The sequence below is a fragment of the Paenibacillus sp. genome (assembly GCF_031177825.1).
Lineage (GTDB): Bacteria > Bacillota > Bacilli > Paenibacillales > YIM-B00363 > Paenibacillus_AE.
This window is the reverse complement of record NZ_JAPSKE010000009.1, coordinates 1-22,674: the sequence shown is the minus strand read 5'-3', so window position 1 is coordinate 22,674 and position 22,674 is coordinate 1. Positions and strand designations below refer to the sequence as shown.

Below are 22,674 nucleotides of genomic sequence, written 5' to 3'. Positions count from 1 at the left end.
TAAGTCCTCCTAAATATGGTGTGATTTACGGTACGCCGACGGGGTCGTGCCGAACCGCTTGCGGAACACCGCGTGCAAGTAGTTCCCGTTCGAGAACCCCTCGCTCACCGCGATGCGCTCGACGGACAAGTCCGTCTCGGCAAGCTTCCTGCATACGGCTTCCAAGCGTACTTCTTCCAGTATACTGCTAAAGGAACCGTCTCCGCGAACCTCCTTGAAGATGCGCTGCAGCTGCCGCGAGCTGATGTTCAGCTTCTCCGCGACGCCCGCGAGCGTGACGGTGCCGGCGTAATTCGCGCGGATATACTGCATCGCGAGGCGGTACCGGTACGACTTCATGTCCCGCGAGGGAAGCTGCGGACGCGTCCCTCCGGCGTCGTATGCGAGCGTCGCCTTCAGCAAAATCTGAACGACATGCTGCTTGATCGTCGTATAGAGGCCCAGCGAGCCTTCGCTGCATGCCTGATACGCTTCTAGGAAGTGCCGCATCGCGTCGTGCAGATCGAGCGTAGGCGCGAGCGGCATCGCGCGAAGCTTCCCGACGCAGTCGTCCGCCTCGGCGTATTCGAGCCGATCCGCGGCGTCGAGCGCCTCGTCCGATACGTCGCGCGAAGCGATGTCGACGTGCAGACACAGCTCGTCCATCGCTTCCGCCGCGTCGGCTTCCTGGTAATGCATGACGCCGGGGCCGGTCATGTAAAACATCCCTTCCCGCAGCGCGTATTCCTCGGTTTCCATAACGACTTTCCCTTTACCCCTCGGGATAAAGTGAAACTCGAATTCGTCATGCTTGTGAAAATCGACGACGCGTCCCGGCGGGAACGTCGTCAGGTGAAAGCGGAGCACGCGGATGTCGTACCGGCCCCAACGGACCCGAATGTCCAACCGCTCCAGCGCGTCCTGTCTTTCTCGCATGACGGCGAATGGAAACTTGCTCATTTCCGAAGTTCCTCGAGACGGACGGCGCGGCGTTCGCGAGCCGACAGGTTGGATGCTTCCATGAGCCTCGTGAGTTCTACGGCGAGGCCGACGTTTTCTTCCGCGGTCGTGCCGTTCTGAATGTGGCCGACCCATTGGCTGAACGCGTTCTCGCGCTTCGGCGGTATCGGCTGCTCCTTCCAGCCGGATTCGCCTTGGCCGTCGACCTTCGTGCGAAGGAGCAGCGTGTCGTTCGGCGTGCCGTACAGCAGCGTGCCTTCCGTGCCGTGGATTTCGATCGAGAACGGCGAGTACGCGTTCACGAAGCCCGCTTCGACGACGCCGACGGCGCCCGACGCCGTGGACAACGTCGTTACCGCGTTGTCTTCCACGTCCTTGCCGGTCACGTAGCCGTATTGCGCCGCCACGTCGACGATCGGCTCGCCGAGGAACAGACGCGTCAGGTACATCGGGTGGCAGCCGAGGTCGATCATCGCGCCGCCTTGGGTTTGTTCGCCGTTGAAGAAGTGAGCCGGCAGCCAGCCCGCCGTCGCGCCGTTATGCGACAAGCGGACGCGAACGAGCGTCACCTTGCCGAGCTGGTTCCGATCCAGAATGTCGCGAATCGCCAGCGTGTAACCGTCGTTCAAGCGCGGCAGCGAGACGGTCAGCGTGACGCCGGCTTTCTCGATCTCCGCCAAAATATCGTTCACTTCGTGCAGCGTGGCCGCGACGACCTTTTCCGTAAAAATATGCTTTCCCGCGCGAGCCGCTTTGACGATCACTTCGTGGTGCCGGTTCGTCGGCGCGTCTACGATGACGGCGTCGATGTTACCGTTTGCAAGCATGTCGTCGAGCGATTCGAAGAACGGAACGCCGAGCTTCTCCGCCGCTTCCTTGCCGCGCGAAGGAATTTCGTCCCACACCGCCGCCATCTCGGTGCCGGGGTGCTCCTGCGCGTACTGCGTGTATTCCCACGCGTGTACGTGCCAGTAGCTGATCTTGCCGATTCGGATGGTCACCCTAATCTCTCCCGTCTATAAAATCAAGACATTGCCCTCTTAATGTACCATACTGATAACAAGATATTAACTATAATATTATGACGCACTCTGTATGGAAATGCGCCACATCTATGAATGTTGCGAAAGCAATAATTGTTAAAAGGGGAGTAAGATCAGTTAAAGAAAACGGCGCGAATTCAAGGTATGCTTAGGGAAACGATACGATCGGCGGCGCTGCGTCGGCAGCGCCCCGACCGCGTTCCGGAGGGTGAAATGATGACAACAGATTCGGGACTGCATTTCGATCGGGACTCTACGCGAGTGCGTCTCTGCCGGCTTCAAAGCTTCGTCAAGGCGATCGAGATCGACCCGCTGGGCGGCGCCGCGCCGCATCTATCCGTGGAACGGATCGACGAGCGCGCGACGCGCGTCTCGATCCGATTCGAGCTCGACCGGCGCGTCGAAGCCGACGACTGGAGAGCGCGCGTCTCGCCGGCCTTCGAGCCGTCCCTCTCTTGGTCGCCGCATCTGACGCCGACCGAACGGCACGTCGTCGATCGCCACTGCTTCCGCTCGCCGGCGCTGCTTGCGGCGGACGATCGCCGCGTCTTGGCGCTCGTCCCGGACTTGGACGCGATGACCCGCCGCGAGGGCGTGCCTTGGTATCTCGACCTGAACGCCGAAGCCCGCGAGCTGACGATCGGCATGAGCGAGACCGAACCGGACGAAGCGGCGCACGTCTTGTTCATGAAGCGTCCGGGCGCCGCGCACGAGGAAGGAGCGGTCGAGGTCGCATTTTATTTACTTGCGTTCGAAGAGGCGTCCGTCGCCGCCAATCCGTGGCGGCCGATTCTTCGTTTCCTGTGGGAGCGATGGGGCGCCCATGCGTTCCGCGCGGTCGCGGCGTCCGGGTCTTCCTTAGAGACGATGGTCGGGAGGGCGTACCGGTGGGCGTTCCGCAGCTGGGAGTCCGCGGTGTGGCAGCGTCTCGAGTTCGACGGCGAACCGGTCGGCGCGGCCGCCTTCATCGTCAACGTCACGCAGAGCCCGAACTATCCGGGACCCGCCGACGAACGCGAATTCCGATCGATCTGGAATCAAGCGTGGTTCAGCTCGCTGCGCACCGCGCACGGCATGTTCCGGTACGGCGCCGCGACGGGCGACGAGGAGCTGGTCCGGCGCGCGGCGCAGACGAAGAGGCTGGCGTTGTCGGCGCCGCGGCGAGCCGGCTTCTTCCCGGCCGTACTGGCGACGGAGATGGAACAAGCGACTCTGAACGACGGCACGTTCGTCAACCGATCGAGAGGGTGGGACACCGCCTATTGGGGCAACTCCAACCGCAACCCCGTCGCGCCATGGCGTTCGGTGAGAGGAGCGCCGTACCACGTGCTCGACATGAGCTGGACGGCGCTGTGGATGCTTCGATGGTACGAGGAGCTGGAGCGCGACGGGGCGCTGCTCGCGTACGCGGCCGAATATGCGGACGCGCTGCTTCCGCTCCAGCGGGCGGACGGCTTCTTCCCGGCGTGGCTCGATTACGACACGCTCCGGCCTTTGGACGTCTTGGCCGACAGTCCGGAGTCGTCGGCGTCGGCGACGTTCCTCTTCAAGCTTGCGGAGCTGACGGGGGAGGAGCGTTACGCGGCTTCCGCGCGCCTGGCGCTCGACGCGGTCGCGCGGGACGTCGTGCCGCACGGACGCTGGGAGGATTTCGAGACGTACTGGTCGTGCAGTCGGTTCGGCGAGGACCGCGTCGGTCGGAAGTTCGAGCGCAACGATATGTATAAACAATGCAACTTCTCGATGTTCTGGACGGCCGAGGCGTGCAAGGCGGCGTACGCCGCTTCGGGCGAAGCCCGGTATCTCGAGCTCGGCGAACGCTGCTTGGACGAGATGCTCATGACGCAGGCGTCGTGGCAGCCGCCGTACGTGCCGATCGACGCGGTCGGCGGCTTCGGCGTCATGAACGGGGACGCGGAGTGGAACGACGCCCGGCAAAGCTTGTTCGCGGAGTTGATTCTCGAATACGGGGAGCTGCTCGATCGCGAGGAATATATCGAACGGGGGATGGCGGCGCTCCGCGCGTCGTTCGTCATGATGTACTGTCCGGAAAATCCGAAGACGAAGGCGCAGTGGGAAGCGAAGTATCCGTTCTTCGACGAGAAGGATTACGGGTTCATGATGGAAAACTACGGGCATAACGGTCGCGTCGGCGAACGGGGTCTCGGCATCGGGGAGTTCTCGATCTTCGATTGGGGGGCCGGCGCGGCGGCGGAGGCGTACTTGCGAATCCGGGCGCATCGTCCGGAGTTGCTGCGGCGGTACGGCTGGTAAGCGGGCGGATCATCCGACCGGCGCCGAGCGGCCGACGTCGCGCGCCGGCTCGCGAGTGCTTGAAACGCAAGGAAGCCGTCGGCGGATCGCGCCCGACGGCTTCCGTTACTTCGGCGGAGCGGTCGATCCCCGAAGCTCGACCGTCGGCTCGAGCTTCACCTGAATCGTCTCCGTCTTCGAAAGGGATCCCTCGATCTTATCGATGAGAATCTGGCACGCTTTGCGCCCGATATCTTGAATCGGACTTCGCACGGTCGACAGCGGAGGATCGAGGATTTGACCGAGATAGACGCCCTCGTATCCGGCCACGGAGACGTCCCCCGGTATGCTAATGCCGAGCTTCTTCAGCACGATGTACACGGACGAGGCGAGCACGTCGTTGCAGACGAAGAGCGCGGTCGGCCGATCGCGGCCGCCCATCCGCTCGCGGAAGGCGCGGTTCTTCGCCAGCAGATGCTCCGGGTCGGTCTGGTTCGACTTGAAGTCGAAGTCGAAGGAGATCGCCGAAGCCGCGTCGGCGGGAAGGCCGAACTCTTCGAGCGCGGCGGCATAACCTCGCTTGCGGTTCAACACTTCGGAAGACTGCTTTAAATACTCGTCGTAGACGAAAGCGATGTTGCGATGTCCCAGCTCGAGCAGACGCCTAGTCATCTCGTACCCGCCCGCATAATCGTTGCAGACGACGTAGTCGCATTCCAAATCCTCGAAATACTTCGTATACAGCACGAAGGGGACGCCGTTCTTCTTCAGCTGCTTGTACGGTTCGGCTGTTCGGCAATGGAACGCCATGAAGCCGTCGACCATCAGGTTCTGGTATTTCCGAATATAGGACGCCTCCAGCGAGGGGTCGCATTCGGCGGGCGCGATGGAGAGCGTGTAGCCCTTCTCGATCGCGTAAGGGATCGCGCCGCGGATGATTTGGTTCTGATAATCGTCATGCAGCGAGCCGCCGAGAAGCAGGGCGAGCGTTCGGGAACGCCCGTTCACGAGGCCTTGCGCGAACCGATTCGGCGTGTACCCGAGCTGATCGGCGACTTCCTTGACCCGTTGAATCGTGTCCTTGCTGACGGATACGTCCTCGCGCAGCGCCAAGGACACCGCCATCTTCGAAAGCCCGACGACCTTCGCGATATCGTCCAACTTCACGCGTTTCTTCATAAGCAGCTCTCACCTATCGAAATAAAGCTTTATCGTTAAAACTATATCGAAGTTGACCGGAAAAGTAAACTATAGAAAAATTACGTTTCCCTTATTGTCAACGGGAAAATGTTGGACTATAATGACTTTACCGGTAAACTGAAAGCGATACCAAATTGCGAGTTCCTAATGTGTAAACGATAACACCCTCGTTCGACGAAATCGGTTTAAATGCGACTTGCGCGTTTAAATAGGCACAAAAAAAGGGAGGATGCTTCGCATGAAAAAGATGTCAGCAAAGCTGCTGCTCGCCGCGGTCATGGGAACGACGCTCGTTCTGTCGGCTTGCAGCGGGGGATCGGACGGCGGCGCGGCTGCGGGGAACGGCGCGCCGAAGGAGAAGGTCGTCATCGACTTCTGGGTCAACCAGTTCGAGGAGTCGACGAGCGCCTGGTTCAAGAAGTGGGTCGAGGAGTTTAACAAGACGCACGAACAGATCGAAGTGAAGCTGACGATCGTGCCGGGCGACGCCTGGGATCAGAAGATGAAGGCCGCGCAAGCCGCCGGCAAAGCGCCTCAAGTATATACGAGAGACTACGGCAAAATCGTGCCCGCGGCGATGCAAGGCCAATTCATGCCGCTCGACGAGTACGTCGATCCCGCGATTTGGGCGGACTTATATCCGAACGTCGAACAGTTCGTCCTGTATAAAGATCAGCACTACGCGTATCCGATGCTTGTCGAGCCGTCCGCGGTGTTGTACTACCGCAAGGATTTGTTCCAAGCGGCGGGTCTCGACCCGGCGAATCCTCCGAAGACATGGGATGAGCTGATCGATGCCGGCAAGAAGCTGACGAAGGACGGCGTATACGGTTTGCATATCGCGAGCAACGCGGTCGAGTTCTCCTGGACGACGTGGGGCCTCCAGATGAACGGCGGCCATCAGGCGATCTCCGAGGACTGGTCTAAGGCGAACCTGGATGCGCATTATGAAAGCTTGATCGCCTTCTATAAGCGCCTCTATGACGAGAAGATTGCTCCGGCGCAAGCGCTGAACGGATACACGGATATGGCGGATTTCGGCCAAGGCAAGGTGGCGATGTCCGTGAACGGATCGTGGGGCATCGGCCAGCTGCGCAACGATTACAAGGACATTCTGCCGAACGTCGGCGTCGCGCCGATGCCTACGCCGGACGGCGACGGCACGAAGCCGTCCGCTACGCTCGGCGGCTGGTCGTTCGTTATGGACGGCAAAGCGAAAAACCCGAAGGAAGCCGGCGAATTCATTTCTTGGTTCCTCGCGGGAGATCCGGAAATTATGGTCGATTATTTCCGCACGAGCCAATTCTCCAAGTTTCCTCCGCGCAAGTCGGTCGACGAAGCGATCAACGCGGATCCGCAGGCGCAGAGCGACGAAGTCCGCAAGATGATCGCGGAGAAGATCGTCCCGTATTCCCTCGCCGAGCCGACGTACGATTGGGCGATCAGCTTCGCCTTCGGCTCCGCGATCGAGCGCGCGATCCAAGGGCAGAGTCCCGCGGAAGCGTTGGCGCAAGCGGAGAAAGAAATCAACGAATTCATCGCGAAGAACGACTACGCGAGCAAGAAGCCGTAACCGACGGGGATTTCTCGGCGGCATCCGGGAGCGGTTCCGCGCTTCCGGATGCTTTCCTACTCGAAACGAGGTGGCAATGGCATGAAAAACAAGAAGAGGTACAACAACGGCACCGCGTACCTCATGCTTTCCCCGGTCGTGTTTATGCTGACTATATTCGTCGTGATCCCGCTCATCTACGCGATTCGGATCAGCTTCTACGACTGGAGCTTCTATCAAGACCCCGTGTTCGTCGGTTTTCGAAACTTCTATCTCGTTTTGACGGACGATCGGTTCTATACGTCGATCGGCGTCGGCCTCAAATTCGTGATTCTCGTCGTGCCGATTCAACTCGTGCTCGCCTTCTTGTTCGCGCATGTCGTGCGGGCGATGGGAAGGAAAGCGTCGAGCTTCGTGAAGACGTCCATCTATATCCCGACGATCATATCCGGGATTATTACGGCCATTATTTTCCAAATCATCTATAACTTCGACGGCGGCGTGTTGAACGCGATCATCGGTTCGTTCGGGTTCGAGAAGGTCGGATGGCTAGTGGAAAAGCAAATCGTCCTGTTCGGTCTTGCGATCCCGGCGATCTGGTTAGGCTTCGGCATCACGGCGCTGATCATGCTGGCGGGGCTGCTCGACATCCCTGAATCTTATTACGAGGCCGCGTCGCTGGAAGGCGCGTCGGCCGTCCAGAAGATGATCTACATTACGATCCCGCTGCTCAAAAACGTAGCCGTCTATTTGCTCGTCACCGGGTTCGTCGGCGCGATCCAACAGCTTGAGCTGCCTCTATTCCTTACGAACGGCGGGCCGTCCGACGCGACGCTGCTGCCGAACTTCTACATTTTCGAGCATTTCCGGAACGATCTGCTGATGGGCCACACGATCGCGGCCGCCTTGCTGCTCTTCGTCGTATTGGGCACCATCTCGGCGATCATCTTCAGAGTCATCAATTCCGAAAAGGCGATCGACGAATAATCGAGGAGGGACGTCCATGAAAACAATGAGTGCGTCGCAGCGAGCGGCCGTGTCCGTCATCGGCTTCCTGTTCGCGATATTCGCCCTGTTCCCGCTTCTTTGGATGGCGATCTCGGGTTTTAAGGCGAAGACGGAAGTGCTTCGGACGCCTGTGCGAATTTTCCCGGAAGCGTGGCTGTTTTCGAACTATGGCGAAATATTGAGCGATCCGGCGTTCACGCGAGCCGCCTTCGTCACCTTCGTCGGCGCGCTGATCTTCGCGGTCGTAGGATTAGGAATCAACTCCATGGCGGCCTACGCGTTCGCAAGGTTGGATTTCCGCTTTAAGGGAGCGCTCTGGTTATACGTCATTACGACGATGTTTATTCCCGGCATGGCGATCATGGTCACGTCCTTCGTCGTCGTCACCCGACTGGGGATGCTGGATACGATGTCCGTGCTGATCATCCCCGGGATGGCTTCGGCCGGCTCGATCTTCTTCATTCGACAGTTCTACTTGAATATTCCGATGGCGGTCGAAGAGGCCGCGCTGATCGACGGCGCGTCCCGATTCAAAATCTATACGACGATCTTCTTGCCGATGTCGTATCCCCCGTTCGTCATCGTCGGTATCGGTGCGTTCCTCGGGTTCTGGAATGCATACATTTGGCCGGTCATGACGATAACGGACGAAAGCTTGTTCCAAATCAGCCAATACTTGGCGCAATTCAGATCCGGCCGCGGGTCGGAGCTCGGGCTGATGCTGGCGGGCGCGACGCTCGGCGCGCTGCCGACGATCGGACTGTTTCTCGTTTTCCAACGTTACATCATTCAAGGCATTAAGATATCCGGTTTGAAATAATCGACATCGAGACATCGTTGCGGAGGGAAGAGACATGCTGGGAACTTCACTAAGAGACTTATACAAAGTAAGACATGGGAAAAGGAAACGAATTTCCTCCTATGACGTCACGGGCGGAAACAAAGATTACTTGACGGTTCGGCCCGGGGAGACGGTCGATCTCGGCCGAATCGCCGGCAGCGGCTGCGTGACGCATATTTGGATCACGACGGCGCCGTTCGACCCGGTTCCGGAGGTTGCGCTGTACCGAAAGCTGGTGCTGCGCATGTATTGGGACGGCGAACAAAATCCGAGCGTGCAAGCGCCGTTAGGCGACTTCTTCGGCATCGGCCACGGCATCACGAAAAACTACTGGTCCGCGCCGCTCGCGATGAGTCCGGAAGACGGACAGGCGCTGAACTCCTTCTTCGCGATGCCGTTCGGCAGCGAGGCGCGGTTTACGATCGAGTCCGACGCGGACCGGCCGATCAAGTTTTATTTCTATATCGATTACGAGTTGTACGATCGCGATATCGACAGTCCGCTTCGGTTCCACGCGATCTGGCACAGAGAAATCACGAAGGGGATCGCGGACGACATCTCCAACGCGCTGTTCGAATTCGGCGGAAAAAATACGACGGGCGAAGGCAATTACGTGATGTTGGACGCGGTCGGCAAAGGGCATTACGTCGGCTGCAATCTGAACATTCATAATTTGCGCGCCACGCGGGAATGGAACTGGTACGGCGAGGGCGACGACATGATCTTCATCGACGGCGAGGCGTGGCCCCCTTCGCTGCACGGCACGGGCATGGAGGATTATTTCAATACCGCATGGTGCCCGCAGCAGGAGTACCATTCGCCGTATCACGGCATTACGCTCGGCGGCGGACCGAACTGGTCGGGGAAAATTTCCGCGTACCGGTTCCATATCGAAGACCCGATTTTATTCGACCAGTCGATCCGCGTCACGATCGAGCACGGGCACAACAATCACCGGAGCGACGATTACTCGAGCACGGCGTACTGGTACCAGACCGAGCCGCATAAGGATCATCCGATCATTCTGCCGGTGCATCAGCGCCTGCCGCTGCCGGACATTCTTCCGTTCGACGACGAGGATCTGAAGAAGTGCTTCGACTACTAACCGACTCGAAGAAAGCGCGGTGATGGAGTTATGTTGACGTTGGAATCCCGGCGTCTCCGGATCCGGTTCGACGAGGACACCGGCTCCGTGCGCGAGCTGTTCGATAAAGCGAAACGGATCGATTACGCGGCCGCGATGCAGGCCGACGCCTTCCGGATCGAGACGGCCGGCGGAACGACGAGCCGATTCGAGCGCTGCAGGCATTCGATCTCGGAATCGCCGAACGGCGAGACGACGATCGCGTTCGAGTGGGAAGCGGCGAAGGCGTTGACGGTCGTGGGAACCGTCGCCGCGTCCGCCGAACGGGACGAAATCCGGTTCTTCTCCGAGGTCCGCAACGACTCGGGGGAGACCGTCGTCGGCTTGGAGTATCCGATCGTACCGAATTTGCAAGCGATCACGAACGAGGGGGCCGACGATTACGTCGCCCACAGCTTTGCGACGGGGCTGTGCGTTCGCAACCCGATCAAGCACTTCGGCGGGGACGTCGGACTGCGGCATATGCCTTACCCGGAAAGCTACTCCGGAGCTTCGATGCAGTTCTTCGCGTACTACGGCGAACGGAGGGGCGGATTGTATTTCGCGGCGTACGACGGAGAGATGCATCCCAAATGGCTGAATTTCTACAAGAACGGGAACGGTCTCCTGGAAGCTTCCTTCTTCCATGGCGCGGAGTCGATGGCGCCGGGGACGGGAATGACCGTCGGATACCCGGTCGTCGTTGCGCCGCTCGACGGCGAAGGATGGTACGAGGCCGCCGATCGGTATAAGCGTTGGGCCCTACAACAGTTCTGGTGCCGCAGAGGCCCGCTGTCGGAGCGGCCGGAGGCCGAACGCGCCCGCTGGCTGAACGAGGGGACGGGGGCGTGCACATTCGGGATCAACGCCGGTCGCGACCGGAGCGCATGGATCCATGAGTACCATAAGTACATCGAGACGCCGATGTTCCATGTCCTAGGGCCCGATTGGGTGCATCGCACGCAGAACTTCTATAACGGCGTTCCCGGCGGCATGGACGATTGGTTTCCGACGCGCTTTCACCCGGCCAATCTCGAAGCGATGAAGGCGTACGGGGACAAGTACGCGCCGTTCGAATTCGACTATTTGTTCGGATTGAACGGAGCGGACGCCGATCGCGGCAGGCAGGCGCTGCAGCGATTCCCCGAGGAGCGCGCGCTTCGAAGCATCGACAAGTACAAGTTTTCCCTCGTATGTCCCGCGGACCCGTTCATCCAAGCTTTGCACGTGCGCCGGGACGAGCGGCTGCAAGCGGAGGCGGACGTCGATTCGATTTACTACGACATCTCCGCCAACAACATCCTGAAGGTGTGCATGGACGAATCGCACGGCCATCCGGTCGGCGCCGGCAGGCAGATCGCTGCGGCCTACTTGAGCAACTACGCGGCTACGAAGGCGGCGATGATCGAGAAAGCCGGACGGTATATTCCGATGGGAACCGAAATGATGAACGAAGCGTTCCTGGGTGTGCTCGATTATTACCAAGCGAGAGCCGGCGGGCGCCCGGCAGCCCCATTGGAAATGTACAACTTCAAGAGCTTGCTTGCGACCGGCGAGGCGGCGCTCATTCCGATGTTCACCTATGTGTACAACGAATACGGCGCTCTGCGGATGGACGGCTGGGGCAAGCTGACGGAGGAGATCGGCTCCCTGTTTTACTTCGCCGCCGCGCGAACGTACTTATGGGGCGGCATCTACGAGCTGAATTACGAATACAGCCCGATGGAAGCGATCGACGGGAAGGAGAACGACCCGGAGGAACACTATTACATTTTCGAACCGCGAGGATACGCCTTATCTCCCGAACGAGCCCGCTACCTGGGGGCGCTGGCGCGGATGCGGGTCGGCCCGGGCAACAAATATTTGGCGTACGGCAAGATGCTGCGGCCGCTGTCGTTCGAGCGGGAGACGGCGGCGTTGGACTGGTTCCATTACAACTGCGATAAGAACTTCCCGGAGTACAACGAGTCCGGCGTCTACGAGGCCGATGCGGTCGTTCATTCCGCTTGGCAGTACCGGGAGGAGAGCGCCGCCTTCTTCTTCGCGAACGTCACGGAGGAGGCGCGGAACGTCTCCTTCGAGCTGGACATGAAGCGATATCGCTTGCCCGGGGCGTCTTATCGCGTCCGTCGCTTCGACGGGGACGCCATCGAAGACGGGGGAGAGATCGCGGCGGACGGAGCGAAAGCCATGCGGTTGACGATCCCGCCGAAACGCGTCGTCATTCTGGAAGTGATCGTCAAGGGTCCGGGGGACGGAGCTCGATAATTCACTAAGCCGAATAGGGGAACGGACGATATGAAGCTTCGGAGAGCATGGGCGTGCGCGCTCGCCGTCGGCGTCGCCGCGGGTACGGCCGCCTGCGGCCCGGGAGAGCGCGGGACGACGGAGAAGATGCTGGAACCGGACGGCGTCGACTTCGTCTTGGAGCGCGTCGCCGGTTTGGAGCAAGTCGCTCAGCTGACCGGCGCGGACGGCATGAATCGAACGGATGGGTATGCCGTCTACGGCACCGATCTCGGATCGATGTTCAACCTAGAAGATACGACGTATTTCGTCTTCGGGGACACGTTCGGGGAACGGCCGCCGGAGATGACGGGAGGCGGAGGGAGCTTCTGGCGCTCTAACGCGATGGCGTATTCGACGGACGCGGATCCGAGCGACGGCATCGCGTTCGACGGCATGATCGTCGACGACGTCGGCCTTGCGAAAGAGCTCTTGCCTTCGGTCAAGCGCGATTTCGAGGAGATGACGAAAATCCCGACTCACGGTTTGTATGCGAACGATGCCATGTATCTGTACTACATGTCCGTGAATCATTGGGGGGAGCCCGGCCGTTGGGACGCGAACTACGCCGGCATCGCGAAATCCGCGGACGAAGGGAGAACCTGGACGCTGCTCGACGACGTCAAGTGGCCGGGAGACAGCGGGTTTATCCAAGTCAGCCCCTATCGGATCCAGGAAGGGGACGAAGAAGCCGACATTTACTTCTGGGGCGTTCCTTCCGGCCGCTTCGGCGGCGTAAAGCTCATGAGGGCGAAGGAGTCCCGAATCGAAAGCTTGGACGGCTATGAATATTACGCCGGAACGGACGAAGAGGGGAAGCCGACTTGGACGGGCGAGCCGGAGGAAGCGGCGACGGTCGTCGACGACACGGTCGGAGAGCTGTCCGTCGTCTGGAACCCGTACTTGGAGCGGTGGCTTATGACGTACTTACGGGAAGGGCAGGGCGTCGTGATTCGGGAAGGCGTTGCGCCGTGGGGGCCGTGGGGCGAACCGATCGTTCTCGTCGATAAGGACGAATATCCCGGATTGTATGGTCCTTACATGAATCCGAGATATACAGAAAACGACGGGAAAACGATCTATTTCGCGCTGTCGTTGTGGGACCCGTACAATGTGTTCTGGTTCAAGGCGGAACTGGAGAAGAAGTCGCATGCGATTTCGCGAGTGCCGCCCGCCGCCGATGCGGATGCTTTGAATCAATAGGGAACACGAACTTTCCCTATTTTCCTTGAGACCGTCTGATTCCGGCAAATAGGGAACAACGATGTTCCCTATTCGCCGTTATGTGCCTGTTTTCAGGTGGTTTATCCGCAAATAAGGAACTTTGGTATTCCCTATTTACCGGTTTCGGGGGGACTTCGTAGAAATAGGGAATTTTCATGTTCCCTATTGCTGTCGAGCGAAGGGAGAACTGAACGCGGGCGAAAAAAAGGTTGCCGTCCGAGCCGTTCGAACGGCCGGATGGCAACCTTCTTCGCATGTTAGAACCGAACGAGTCCGTCGACGTTCACCGGCAGTCCGGTGCGCATCGAGATGTTGCCGGCGATGCCGGTGAGGATCGACATCGCGCCGTCGACGTGCGAAGCCGCCCGGTTGTACGGATCTTCCGCCGGCTCGCCGAAGATGTCGTTCAGCAAAATCGGATCGCCGCCGCCGTGCCCGCCGACGCCTTCGACGATCTCCGCCTCGTACGCCTCCCCGAACATCGGAATGACCTTGATGCTCTTCGTCTTCAGCGCGCCTTCGTCTTCCTTCTTGCCGCCGGAATTGACGTACGACTTCTCGACGATCTTCATCTCGATGCGGCCCTTGGAGCCGTTGATGTTCACCTGGAACCCTTCCCAAGGCATATAGCAGTTCAGCGAATACGTCATAATCGCCTTATTCTTGTATCGGACGAGCACGCCCATCGTGTCCTCGATGCTGATGCCGTCGCCGAACACGCTCTGATCGCGGTAATAGCCGTCTTCATGCTCCGCGTCCGCGTACAGTCCCTTCAGCTCCTCGCTCCGCTCGAGATCGAGCCCGAACGGGTCGCGCTTCGCCGCCTCGCTGCCCCGCGACCGATTGTAAAATTCCGTGACGCCCCGCTTCTCCGCGTTTTCCTTGCCGTAAAACATCAGAGAGCCTTGCGCGTACACCGTCTGGGGTTGGCTGCCGAGCCAAAAATTGACGAGATCGAAGTGATGCGTCGACTTGTGGACGAGCATGCCGCCGCTGTTTCGCTTGTCGCGGTGCCACCGCCGGAAATAGTCCGCGCCGTGCTCCGTATTGAGCAGCCACTCGAAGTGAATGGAATGCACGTCGCCGATCGCGCCGTTCATAATCAGCTCGCGAATTTTCGTATTGTGCGGCGCGTAGCGGTAGTTGAACGTGACCCGCAGCTGCTTGCCGGTCCGCTTCACCGCGTCGAGAATGTCCTGGCATTTCTCTTCGTCGACGGTCATCGGCTTCTCGCTGATGACGTCGCAGCCGAGCTCCATCGCCTTCACGATATACGTATGATGCGTCCGGTCCATCGTCGTCACGATGACGGCGTCCGGCTTCGTCTCGCGGATCATCCGCTCGAAGTCGTGCGCTTTGTACGTCGGCACCGCAGGGTGCTCGAAGCGCGTCGTCAGCAAGCGGTTGGCGTAATTCATCCGCGTCTGATTCGTATCGCAGAACGCGACAAGCTCCGAGGTGTCCCGGAAGTCTCTGGCTAAAGCGCCGTAAAAGAAAATCGCCCGTCCGCCGGTGCCGATCAATGCGTACTTCTTCTTCATCTGCCCGTCCCCTTCGTTCGAAAGAAATGATGAAATGATTGAATCCGTTACCATTTAATATAACGCAACGATGCGATATAATCTTCGTATAAAATTGCTCATATTCGCTCAAAAAGTTGCAATTCTTGCGCGAGGAGGCGGTCGAGATGGCGCATCATCAGTTCCGAACGGACGACGGCGCGATCCAAGTCGATTATACGAAGCGGATCGGCTACTTTACGATGGACGAGGATCACGCGCATGAAGGGTACGAGCTGTATTATTTGTTCGAGGGAGAACGCGATTACTTCATCCGGGACCGGACGTACCGGGTGCGGGCGGGAGAGTTCGTGTTTATCGAAAAGGGGGAGCTCCACCGGACGCTCGATACCGGGGTGCCGGATCACGAGCGCGTCGTGCTCAATTTCGCGGAGTCGGCGATGGTCCGCTTTCCGCTGCCTACGGAGAGCGGCGTCTTCCGTCTGCCGCCGCAGGAGCGTTGGAAGGGAGAGGCGCTGGCGCGCGAGCTGATCGACGAGAGCCGCGGCGAGGCGCCGGGCCGCGACGCGATGCTCGAGGCGCTCCTGAAGCAGCTGCTGCTGCTCGTGTTTCGCGCGGCGGCGGAGCGGCCGATCGACGAAGCGGCGCCGTCCGCGGTGCATCGGACGATGTCGGAGGTGGCCGCTTACGTCGGGGAGCGGTACGCCGAGCCGCTGCTGCTGAAGGACGTAGCCGAACGGTTCTTTGTCAGCCCGTATTACCTCAGCCGCAAGTTCAAGGCATGCACCGGCTTCGGCTTCGCCGAATACGTGCAGCTCGTTCGCGTGCGCGAGGCGCAGCGGCTGCTTCGGGAGACGAATCTGAAGATGATCGACATCGCCGAGCGGGTCGGCGTCGGTCCCGCGGCCCACTTCCATAAGCTGTTCAAGAAGGTGTGCGGTTGCTCGCCGCTGCAATACCGCAAAGGGCGTCGGGCGGCCGGTCCCGCCGGGTCAGCCGGGGAAGCGAACCGCTGAAGCGCGTTCTTCCAACACGGCGTCCAGATGCGTCTCGCGGCGGATCGGCCCGCTGTCCGCCATAATGTCGAGCAGCGCCTCCGCGATCCGTTCGCCGAACGCGTCGACCGGGGCGCCGACCGCCGTCACCGGCACGTCGAGCTCCGCGAGTTGCGGAATATGGTCGTAGCTGACGAGCGACAAATCGTCCGGCACGCGGAGACCGCCGTCGAGCGCGGCGCGCAGCAGGCCGGCCGTGACGTCGAACGCGCCGGTGATGACCGCGGTCGGCCGGCCGTCGAGCTCGAGCAGGCGCCTTCCGGCGTCGTAGCCGTGCCGCCACGTATTGCCGCCGGAGTTGAGGACGAACGCGTCGCCGGCCGAGAGGCCGCAGGCGAACGCGCCCTCCATAAATCCGGCGACCTTCTCCTGCTGCTTGCTGTCGGACTCCCGCGCGTCCCCGATATAGGCGATGCGCTTGTGGCCGAGCCCGGCCAAGTAACGGACCGCCTCTCGCAGCGCGTCCTTGCGCCTCACGTCGACGACGGCGAAGCGGGAGCCGACGAGATGCGAGGCGCCGATGGAGACGACCGGAATGTCGGTCGTCACCGTCTCGACATGCCGCGCTTCCGGCGTAATGTCTTCGAACACGACGATGCCGTCCACCTGAAGCCGCTGGAACAGCCGGATCGCCGACGTCGGCGGCAGAATCGACAAGATGACCTCGTAGCCGCGCGTGGCGAGCGCGTCGTTGATGCGGCCGACGAGGGCGGACAGCGCGACGCGTTCGAGCGACGGCAGCAGGACGCCGACCGTCATGCTGCGCCTCGAGACGAGGCTCTTCGCGGCGAGATTCGGCTCGTAGCCGAGCTGCCGCGCGAGCTCGACGATGCGCCGCCGGGTGTCGGTTTTGACGAGCGGACTGTCGTTGAGCGCCTTGGAGACGGTGGAGTAGCTGACGCCCGCGAGACGGGCGATGTCTTTGATCGTGACGTTCATTCGCTGATGCAGCCTCCTCCGGCGAAAAAATGCAAACGTTGTTATTATTTTTAGTATACCGTAAAATTTATCATTGATGAAAGCGAATTTTCAACATATGATAGACGCATGGGAAAATAACAACGTTGTTATTATGGAGGGATCGGGACATGGTGACGGTAACGAACGAGGTCATCGCCGCGGCGAAGGCGCTGGCGGCGGGCGCGCCATTGGAAGGCTTGGCGAACGTGTACGCAGCGTCCTTCGCGGCATCCGGCGGGGACAAGATCGCTATGGTGAAGGACGGCAGCGAGCGGAAGCTGCTCGTCGTCGGGGGAGGCGCGTTGTACGCCGCTCTGGAAGGGAACGAGGCCGCGGAGGGGAACACGCGGTATAAGCTGTGCCCGCTGACGCACGCGAACCGGCTCGCGCTGAACGACGCGTTCGAGTATACGAAGCCGCGGGCGATCGGCACGCGGATGGCGACGATCGGCCTCGGCGACCGGCTCGGGCTCGCGTCGTCGGGCCACATTAAGACGGTCGCGGGCAAGAACGTCCGCCCGATTTTGGCGCAGCAGAGCATTCGGGAGCTGACGTTGACGGGCCGCACGTACGAGGATGTGCTGGATGCGGCGTCGTACGCCGTTTTCCAAGAAGGATATCGAGACGGGTGGGGCGCCGACGGCGACCACCTGAAGACGACGCAGGACATCGAATACGCGCTGCGCCTCGGCTTCTCGATGCTGACGCTGGACGCCTCGGAGCATATCGACAATGCGGCGGGCTCGGCGAGCGACGAGGAAGTGGCGCGGCGGTACGCGGAGTTGGACGCGGCGTACCGGGAGCGCATCGAGAACGAGTATGCGGACCGGACGTTCGACATCGCCGGCGCTTCGATCGAGGTCGGCCGGACGGCGCTGCAGCGGTACGCGCTCGTATACGGCGAGGCGGTTCGCTTCATGGTCGATATTTACCGAACTTATATCGCGACGGCGGGCCGGGCCATCGACTTCGAAATTTCGATCGACGAGACGGCGACGCCGACCGATCCGGCCGCGCATTGGTTCGTGGCGAACGAGCTGAAGCGCGAGGGCGTCGCTCCGTACAGCATGGCGCCGCGGTTTTGCGGCGAGTTCCAGAAGGGGATCGATTACATCGGCGACATCGATCAATTCGAGCGGGAGCTGAGCGTGCACGCGGCGATCTGCGACCACTTCGGCTATAAGCTGAGCGTGCATTCCGGCAGCGACAAGTTCAGCGTGTTCCCGCTCGTCGCGAAATACACGAACGGCCGCTTCCATCTGAAGACCGCGGGCACGAACTGGCTCGAAGCGGTGCGGACCGTCGCTCGCGTCAACCCTTCGCTGTATCGCCGGATGCACGAATACGCCGCGGCGCATGTGGAAGAGGCGCTGAAGTATTACCACGTCACGGCCGACTTCGGCAAGGTGAAGCCGCTCGCGGAAGCGTCGGACGCGGAGCTTCCGGAATACATGAACGAGGACAACGCGCGGCAGCTGATCCATATTACGTACGGCCTGCTGCTGACGGCGAAGGACGAAACGGGAGCGTCGCTGTTCAAGGACGAATTCTACGCGACGCTTCGCGATCGGGAAAACGACTACGAAGCGGCTTTGATTTCGCATATCGGGAGACACTTGGATTTATTAGGGAAATAATTGGCGTCGATTACGACCATAAGGAAGGGATTTCCATGAGCGACATGATCCGAGATATGTTACAGCCGATTCCGATACCGTCGATCGTGCGCGTCCGACAGAAATTCGACGCCTCGAAGCTCGACGACCCGCTCGCGACGCTGCGGCAGGAGCTCGCGAAGCCGGGCGCGATCGACCGCATTCGGCCGGGGCAGCGCGTGGCCGTCGCGGTCGGCAGCCGCGGCGTCGCGAACATCGCGGGCCTGACCAAGACGACGATCGACGCGATCAAGTCGGCGGGCGCATCGCCGTTCATCGTGCCGTGCATGGGCAGCCACGGCGGCGCGACGGCGGAAGGCCAGGCCGAGGTGCTGAAGCATCTCGGCATCGACGAGACGACGATGGGCGCGCCGGTCGAGTCGTCGATGGAGGTCGTGGAGATCGACCGCCTCGCGAACGGCTTGCCGGTGTACGTCGACAAAATCGCCTCGACCGCCGACGCCATCGTCGTCATCAACCGCGTGAAGCCGCACACGGCGTTCCGCGGCCCGATCGAGAGCGGCATCATGAAGATGATCGCGATCGGACTCGGCAAGCAGAAGGGCGCGGAAGCGTGCCATCAGCTCGGCTTTAAGTACATGGCCGAATTCGTGCCGGAGATGGCGACGCTCATGATGAAGAAGCTGCCGATCGCGTTCGGCGTCGCGGCGGTCGAGAATGCGTACGACGAGACGTGCCATATCGAGGTGCTGCCGGCGGAGAACGTGTACGAACGCGAGGTCGAGCTGCAGAAGATGGCGAAGTCGCGTATGCCGCGGCTGCTGTTCGATCAGATCGACGTGCTCGTCATCGATTACATCGGGAAGAACATCAGCGGCGACGGCATGGACCCGAACGTCACCGGCCGCTATCCGACGCCGTACGCGTCCGGCGGGCCGGACGTGAACAAGATGGTCGTTCTCGACGTGACGAAGGAGTCGAAGGGCAACGCGAACGGCGTCGGCACGGCCGACTTCACGACGCGCCGGCTCGCGGACAAGATGGATTTCACCGCGACGTATTTGAACGGACTCACGTCGACCGTCTGCGCGCCGACGAAGCTCGCGACGACGCTCGAGAGCGACGAACTCGCGATCAAGGCGGCCGTGAAGACGTGCAACGTGCTCGACTTCCACGCTTGCCGACTCGTGCGTATTCGCGACACGCTCCACCTCGGAGAAATCGAAATTTCGACGACGCTGCTCGAAGAAGCGCGGAACCATCCGGACATCGAGATCGTCTCGGAGGCTCCTTACGAGTGGACGTTCGACGGCGAGGGGTATTTGCCCAAATGAAGCCGTATATCATAGCCGCAGATATCGGCACGACGAGCACGAAAGCCGTCGTCGTCGATACGGCCGCCGGCGCCGTACGCGCTGTGACGTCCATAGAATACCCGCTGCACACGCCCGCCCCCGACCGGGCGGAGCAGGATCCGGACGAGATCGCGCGCGCGGTAGAGACGGCCGTCCGTTCGGCCGTCGAGCGGGCGGGGATCGCAGCTAGCGACGTCCGCTGCGTCGTGTTCAGCTCGGCGATGCACAGCCTGATCGCGCTGGATCGAGACGGGAAGCCGCTTACGCCATCGATCACGTGGGCGGACAACCGAGCGGCTTCCTACGTAGACATTCTGAAGGCGCAGACCGACGCGCACGCGATTTACGCGGCGACGGGAACGCCGATCCATCCGATGTCGCCGCTGCTGAAGCTGATGTGGCTGCGCGACAAGGCGCCGGCGATCTTCGAGCGGGCGGGAACGTTCGCCGGCATTAAGGAGTACGTGCTCGCCGGCTGGTTCGGCGGCCGGCTCGTCGTCGATCATTCGATCGCGAGCGCGACGGGGCTGTACTCGCTCGAGCGCCGCGATTGGCATGAGCCGGCGCTGCGCGCGGCCGGCATCGACGCCACCCGCCTGCCGGAGCTCGTCCCGACCACGTGCGCGCTCGAAGGACTCGATCGCGCGGTCGCGGAGCGGCTCGGCTTAGCGCCGGGCACGCCGGTCGTCGTCGGGGCGTCCGACGGCGTGCTCGCCAACGTCGGCGCGGGCGCGCTCGAGCCGGACGAATTCGCGGTGACGATCGGCACGAGCGGCGCGGTGCGCGCGATCGTACGCGAGCCGCGCACGGACCCGCAGGGCCGTACGTTCTGCTATGCGCTGTCCGACGACCGATGGGTCGTGGGCGGCGCCATCAACAACGGCGGCGTGTTGTTCCGCTGGGTGCGCGATCATCTCGCGACGAAGGAAGCGGACGAAGCGCGCGCCGCCGGCATCGACCCGTACGAGGCGCTCACGGCGCTCGCGCAGCAGGCGCCGCCGGGAAGCGGCGGCCTCGTAACGTTGCCGCTGTTCGCCGGCGAGCGCGCGCCGTATTGGAACGCCGACGTGCGCGGCGTCTTCTTCGGCCTCTCGCTCGCGCACGGCAAGCCGCACATGGTGCGGGCCGTGCTCGAAGGCGTCGGCTACGCGGTGCGCTCCGTCGCGGAGGCGGTGGCGGACGCCGCCGGCCGGCCGCGCGAAATTCGCGCGTCGGGCGGCTTCGCGCGGTCGCCGTTCTGGCGGCAGACGATCGCCGACGTGCTCGGCGCGCCGCTCACCGTCCCGGACGCGATCGAAAGCTCCGCGCTCGGCGCGGCGGCGCTCGGCCTCGTCGCGCTCGGCGACTGGCCCGACTTCGCCGGGGCCAAGGCATGGTCGGCGTCTTCGCATACGCACGAGCCGAACCCCGCGACGCGGGCGACGTACGACGAGCTGTTCTCGATTTACGGCGATCTATACCCGCGGCTCGTCGACCCGTTCCGCCGCATCGTTCGCTTCCAGTCGCAGCCGTAAGGAATTCCAAACCCAGGAGGGAATCTCTCAGCATGACTTTGAACTTATTCGATCTCACCGGCAAGACCGCCGTCATCATCGGCGGAAACAGCACGCTAGGCTCCGTCATGGGCGAAGCGCTCGGCGCGTACGGCGCGAAGATCGCGGTCGTCGGCCGCAACGCGGAGACGTCGGAAGCGGCGCGCGCTCGCATCGCGGACAAGGGAGGCGAAGCCGCCGTATTCCAAGCGGACGCGACGAGCAAGGCGGACCTCGCCCGCGTGCTGAGCGAAGTCGTCGCCTGGTCCGGCTCCGTCGACGTGCTGCTCAACTGCCCGGGCCGCAACAGCGCGACGCCGTTCTTCGACATCACCGAAGAAGAATGGGACGGCATCATGGACGTCAACCTGAAGGGCGTCGTCCTGGCGTGCCAGGTGTTCGGCAAGCATATGATCGATCAAGGCCGGGGCGGCAGCATCATCAACATCTCGTCCGTCTCCTCCGGACCGCCGTTGTCCAAGGTGTTCACGTACTCCGCCTCCAAGGCGGGCGTCAATTCCGTCACGCAGTTTCTCGCGCGCGAATTCGCGCCGCATCACATTCGTGTCAACGGCATCATTCCGGGCTTCTTCCCGGCCGAGCAAAACCGCAAGATCCTCTCCGAGGAACGCGTGAAGAGCATCCTGGGCCACACGCCGATGAATCGCTTCGGCGCGGCGGAAGAGCTCCAAGGCGCCGCCGTATACCTCGCGTCCGAGAAGGCGTCCGGCTTCGTGACCGGCACGTTCCTTCGCGTCGACGGCGGCTTCGGAGCGATGACGATCTAGCAAGTACCGAACAACAGGGGGAAACCGAACATGAAACAGCAAATCGGCGTCGTCGGCCTCGCGGTCATGGGGAAGAACCTCGCCTTGAACATGGAGAGCAAGGGCTTCTCCGTAGCGGTGTATAACCGTTCGCCGGAAAAGACGAAGGAGCTCGCCCTTGAAGCGGCCGGCAAAAACCTCGTCGGCGCGTACAGCGTCGAGGAGTTCGTGCAGTCGCTCGAGACGCCTCGGAAAATTATGATCATGGTCAAAGCGGGCGAGCCGACCGACAAGACGATCGAGTCGCTGCTGCCGCATCTCGAGCAAGGCGACATCATCATCGACGGCGGCAACGCCTACTTCCCGGATACGCAGCGCCGCGAGCGGGAGCTCACCGCGA

The 22,674-nt window shown here is 61.4% G+C and carries 18 protein-coding genes; 13 read left to right on the top strand and 5 right to left on the bottom strand.

All coding sequences use genetic code 11. The features are described 5' to 3' along the window. Positions 1–9: 9 nt before the first annotated feature. Both RIN49_RS12790 and RIN49_RS12785 read right to left on the bottom strand, forming a co-directional pair. On the bottom strand, positions 10–939 hold the full coding sequence (locus RIN49_RS12790; protein ID WP_309120561.1) for a helix-turn-helix domain-containing protein: 930 nt from the start codon (positions 937–939) through the stop codon (positions 10–12). Further along, positions 936–1,940 (bottom strand): Gfo/Idh/MocA family protein, encoded by a 1,005-nt coding sequence (locus RIN49_RS12785; RefSeq protein WP_309120560.1) that lies wholly within the window; start codon positions 1,938–1,940, stop codon positions 936–938. The genes RIN49_RS12790 and RIN49_RS12785 overlap by 4 nt, the downstream gene beginning before the upstream one ends. 258 nt (positions 1,941–2,198) lie before the next feature. Here RIN49_RS12785 and RIN49_RS12780 point away from each other — a divergent pair, with 258 nt between their 5' ends. Next, positions 2,199–4,256, top strand: a complete 2,058-nt coding sequence (locus RIN49_RS12780; RefSeq protein WP_309120559.1) for a hypothetical protein — start codon at positions 2,199–2,201, stop codon at positions 4,254–4,256. A 105-nt stretch (positions 4,257–4,361) separates the two neighbouring features. Here RIN49_RS12780 and RIN49_RS12775 read toward each other — a convergent pair whose 3' ends face one another. Then, on the bottom strand, positions 4,362–5,414 hold the full coding sequence (locus RIN49_RS12775) for a LacI family DNA-binding transcriptional regulator (RefSeq protein WP_309120558.1): 1,053 nt from the start codon (positions 5,412–5,414) through the stop codon (positions 4,362–4,364). A 259-nt stretch (positions 5,415–5,673) separates the two neighbouring features. On the opposite strand from RIN49_RS12775, the gene RIN49_RS12770 reads away from it, so the two are divergent. From RIN49_RS12770 to RIN49_RS12745, 6 genes are all read left to right on the top strand, one after another. Beyond that, positions 5,674–7,008, top strand: a complete 1,335-nt coding sequence (locus tag RIN49_RS12770) for an ABC transporter substrate-binding protein (RefSeq protein WP_309120557.1) — start codon at positions 5,674–5,676, stop codon at positions 7,006–7,008. An 81-nt stretch (positions 7,009–7,089) separates the two neighbouring features. Next, complete coding sequence (locus RIN49_RS12765; protein WP_309120556.1) at positions 7,090–7,974, top strand: carbohydrate ABC transporter permease; 885 nt, start codon at positions 7,090–7,092, stop codon at positions 7,972–7,974. Between the two features lie 16 nt (positions 7,975–7,990). Further along, positions 7,991–8,815: a carbohydrate ABC transporter permease gene (locus tag RIN49_RS12760; protein WP_309120555.1), complete on the top strand. Its 825-nt coding sequence runs from the start codon at positions 7,991–7,993 to the stop codon at positions 8,813–8,815. A 34-nt stretch (positions 8,816–8,849) separates the two neighbouring features. Further along, the gene (locus RIN49_RS12755) at positions 8,850–9,941 is read left to right on the top strand and encodes a glycoside hydrolase family 172 protein (RefSeq protein ID WP_309120554.1); all 1,092 of its coding nucleotides are present in this window, start codon (positions 8,850–8,852) and stop codon (positions 9,939–9,941) included. 30 nt (positions 9,942–9,971) lie between these two features. After that, positions 9,972–12,227, top strand: coding sequence for a DUF6259 domain-containing protein (locus tag RIN49_RS12750; RefSeq protein ID WP_309120553.1), 2,256 nt, complete (start codon positions 9,972–9,974; stop codon positions 12,225–12,227). 30 nt (positions 12,228–12,257) lie between these two features. After that, on the top strand, positions 12,258–13,448 hold the full coding sequence (locus tag RIN49_RS12745; protein ID WP_309120552.1) for a glycoside hydrolase family 183 protein: 1,191 nt from the start codon (positions 12,258–12,260) through the stop codon (positions 13,446–13,448). Positions 13,449–13,726: 278 nt separating this feature from the next. On the opposite strand, the gene RIN49_RS12740 is transcribed toward RIN49_RS12745, so the two are convergent. After that, positions 13,727–15,010 carry a Gfo/Idh/MocA family protein gene (locus RIN49_RS12740; RefSeq protein WP_309120551.1) on the bottom strand — a complete coding sequence of 428 codons (1,284 nt, stop codon included), beginning with the start codon at positions 15,008–15,010 and terminating at the stop codon, positions 13,727–13,729. A gap of 146 nt (positions 15,011–15,156) precedes the next feature. Here RIN49_RS12740 and RIN49_RS12735 point away from each other — a divergent pair, with 146 nt between their 5' ends. Then, positions 15,157–16,005 (top strand): helix-turn-helix domain-containing protein, encoded by an 849-nt coding sequence (locus RIN49_RS12735; protein ID WP_309120550.1) that lies wholly within the window; start codon positions 15,157–15,159, stop codon positions 16,003–16,005. On the opposite strand, the gene RIN49_RS12730 is transcribed toward RIN49_RS12735, so the two are convergent. Further along, positions 15,982–16,983 carry a LacI family DNA-binding transcriptional regulator gene (locus tag RIN49_RS12730; protein ID WP_309120549.1) on the bottom strand — a complete coding sequence of 334 codons (1,002 nt, stop codon included), beginning with the start codon at positions 16,981–16,983 and terminating at the stop codon, positions 15,982–15,984. The two genes, RIN49_RS12735 and RIN49_RS12730, sit on opposite strands and share 24 nt — an antisense overlap. Before the next feature lie 149 nt (positions 16,984–17,132). Between RIN49_RS12730 and RIN49_RS12725 the strand changes: the two genes are divergently transcribed. The 5 genes from RIN49_RS12725 to RIN49_RS12705 form a co-directional block, all read left to right on the top strand. Beyond that, positions 17,133–18,641 (top strand): tagaturonate epimerase family protein, encoded by a 1,509-nt coding sequence (locus tag RIN49_RS12725; RefSeq protein ID WP_309120548.1) that lies wholly within the window; start codon positions 17,133–17,135, stop codon positions 18,639–18,641. 35 nt (positions 18,642–18,676) lie between these two features. After that, entirely contained in the window at positions 18,677–19,954 is a 1,278-nt protein-coding gene (locus RIN49_RS12720) for a nickel pincer cofactor-dependent isomerase, group 22 (protein ID WP_309120547.1), read from the top strand. Further along, positions 19,951–21,489 (top strand): gluconokinase, encoded by a 1,539-nt coding sequence (locus tag RIN49_RS12715; RefSeq protein WP_309120546.1) that lies wholly within the window; start codon positions 19,951–19,953, stop codon positions 21,487–21,489. The genes RIN49_RS12720 and RIN49_RS12715 overlap by 4 nt, the downstream gene beginning before the upstream one ends. 32 nt (positions 21,490–21,521) lie before the next feature. Further along, entirely contained in the window at positions 21,522–22,295 is a 774-nt protein-coding gene (locus RIN49_RS12710) for an SDR family oxidoreductase (protein WP_309120545.1), read from the top strand. A gap of 30 nt (positions 22,296–22,325) precedes the next feature. After that, on the top strand, positions 22,326–22,674 hold a 349-nt coding region (locus RIN49_RS12705; RefSeq protein WP_309120544.1), incomplete at its 3' end, for an NAD(P)-binding domain-containing protein.

What these genes read in the sequence shown, in the direction of transcription:
- RIN49_RS12790 (WP_309120561.1), bottom strand. Translation starts at nt 939, where the DNA reads ATGAGCAAGTTTCCATTCGCCGTCATGCGAGAAAGACAGGACGCGCTG.
- RIN49_RS12780 (WP_309120559.1), top strand. Translation starts at nt 2,199, where the DNA reads ATGACAACAGATTCGGGACTGCATTTCGATCGGGACTCTACGCGAGTG.
- RIN49_RS12775 (WP_309120558.1), bottom strand. Translation starts at nt 5,414, where the DNA reads ATGAAGAAACGCGTGAAGTTGGACGATATCGCGAAGGTCGTCGGGCTT.
- RIN49_RS12770 (WP_309120557.1), top strand. Translation starts at nt 5,674, where the DNA reads ATGAAAAAGATGTCAGCAAAGCTGCTGCTCGCCGCGGTCATGGGAACG.
- RIN49_RS12765 (WP_309120556.1), top strand. Translation starts at nt 7,090, where the DNA reads ATGAAAAACAAGAAGAGGTACAACAACGGCACCGCGTACCTCATGCTT.
- RIN49_RS12760 (WP_309120555.1), top strand. Translation starts at nt 7,991, where the DNA reads ATGAAAACAATGAGTGCGTCGCAGCGAGCGGCCGTGTCCGTCATCGGC.
- RIN49_RS12755 (WP_309120554.1), top strand. Translation starts at nt 8,850, where the DNA reads ATGCTGGGAACTTCACTAAGAGACTTATACAAAGTAAGACATGGGAAA.
- RIN49_RS12750 (WP_309120553.1), top strand. Translation starts at nt 9,972, where the DNA reads ATGTTGACGTTGGAATCCCGGCGTCTCCGGATCCGGTTCGACGAGGAC.
- RIN49_RS12745 (WP_309120552.1), top strand. Translation starts at nt 12,258, where the DNA reads ATGAAGCTTCGGAGAGCATGGGCGTGCGCGCTCGCCGTCGGCGTCGCC.
- RIN49_RS12740 (WP_309120551.1), bottom strand. Translation starts at nt 15,010, where the DNA reads ATGAAGAAGAAGTACGCATTGATCGGCACCGGCGGACGGGCGATTTTC.
- RIN49_RS12735 (WP_309120550.1), top strand. Translation starts at nt 15,157, where the DNA reads ATGGCGCATCATCAGTTCCGAACGGACGACGGCGCGATCCAAGTCGAT.
- RIN49_RS12730 (WP_309120549.1), bottom strand. Translation starts at nt 16,983, where the DNA reads ATGAACGTCACGATCAAAGACATCGCCCGTCTCGCGGGCGTCAGCTAC.
- RIN49_RS12725 (WP_309120548.1), top strand. Translation starts at nt 17,133, where the DNA reads ATGGTGACGGTAACGAACGAGGTCATCGCCGCGGCGAAGGCGCTGGCG.
- RIN49_RS12720 (WP_309120547.1), top strand. Translation starts at nt 18,677, where the DNA reads ATGAGCGACATGATCCGAGATATGTTACAGCCGATTCCGATACCGTCG.
- RIN49_RS12715 (WP_309120546.1), top strand. Translation starts at nt 19,951, where the DNA reads ATGAAGCCGTATATCATAGCCGCAGATATCGGCACGACGAGCACGAAA.
- RIN49_RS12710 (WP_309120545.1), top strand. Translation starts at nt 21,522, where the DNA reads ATGACTTTGAACTTATTCGATCTCACCGGCAAGACCGCCGTCATCATC.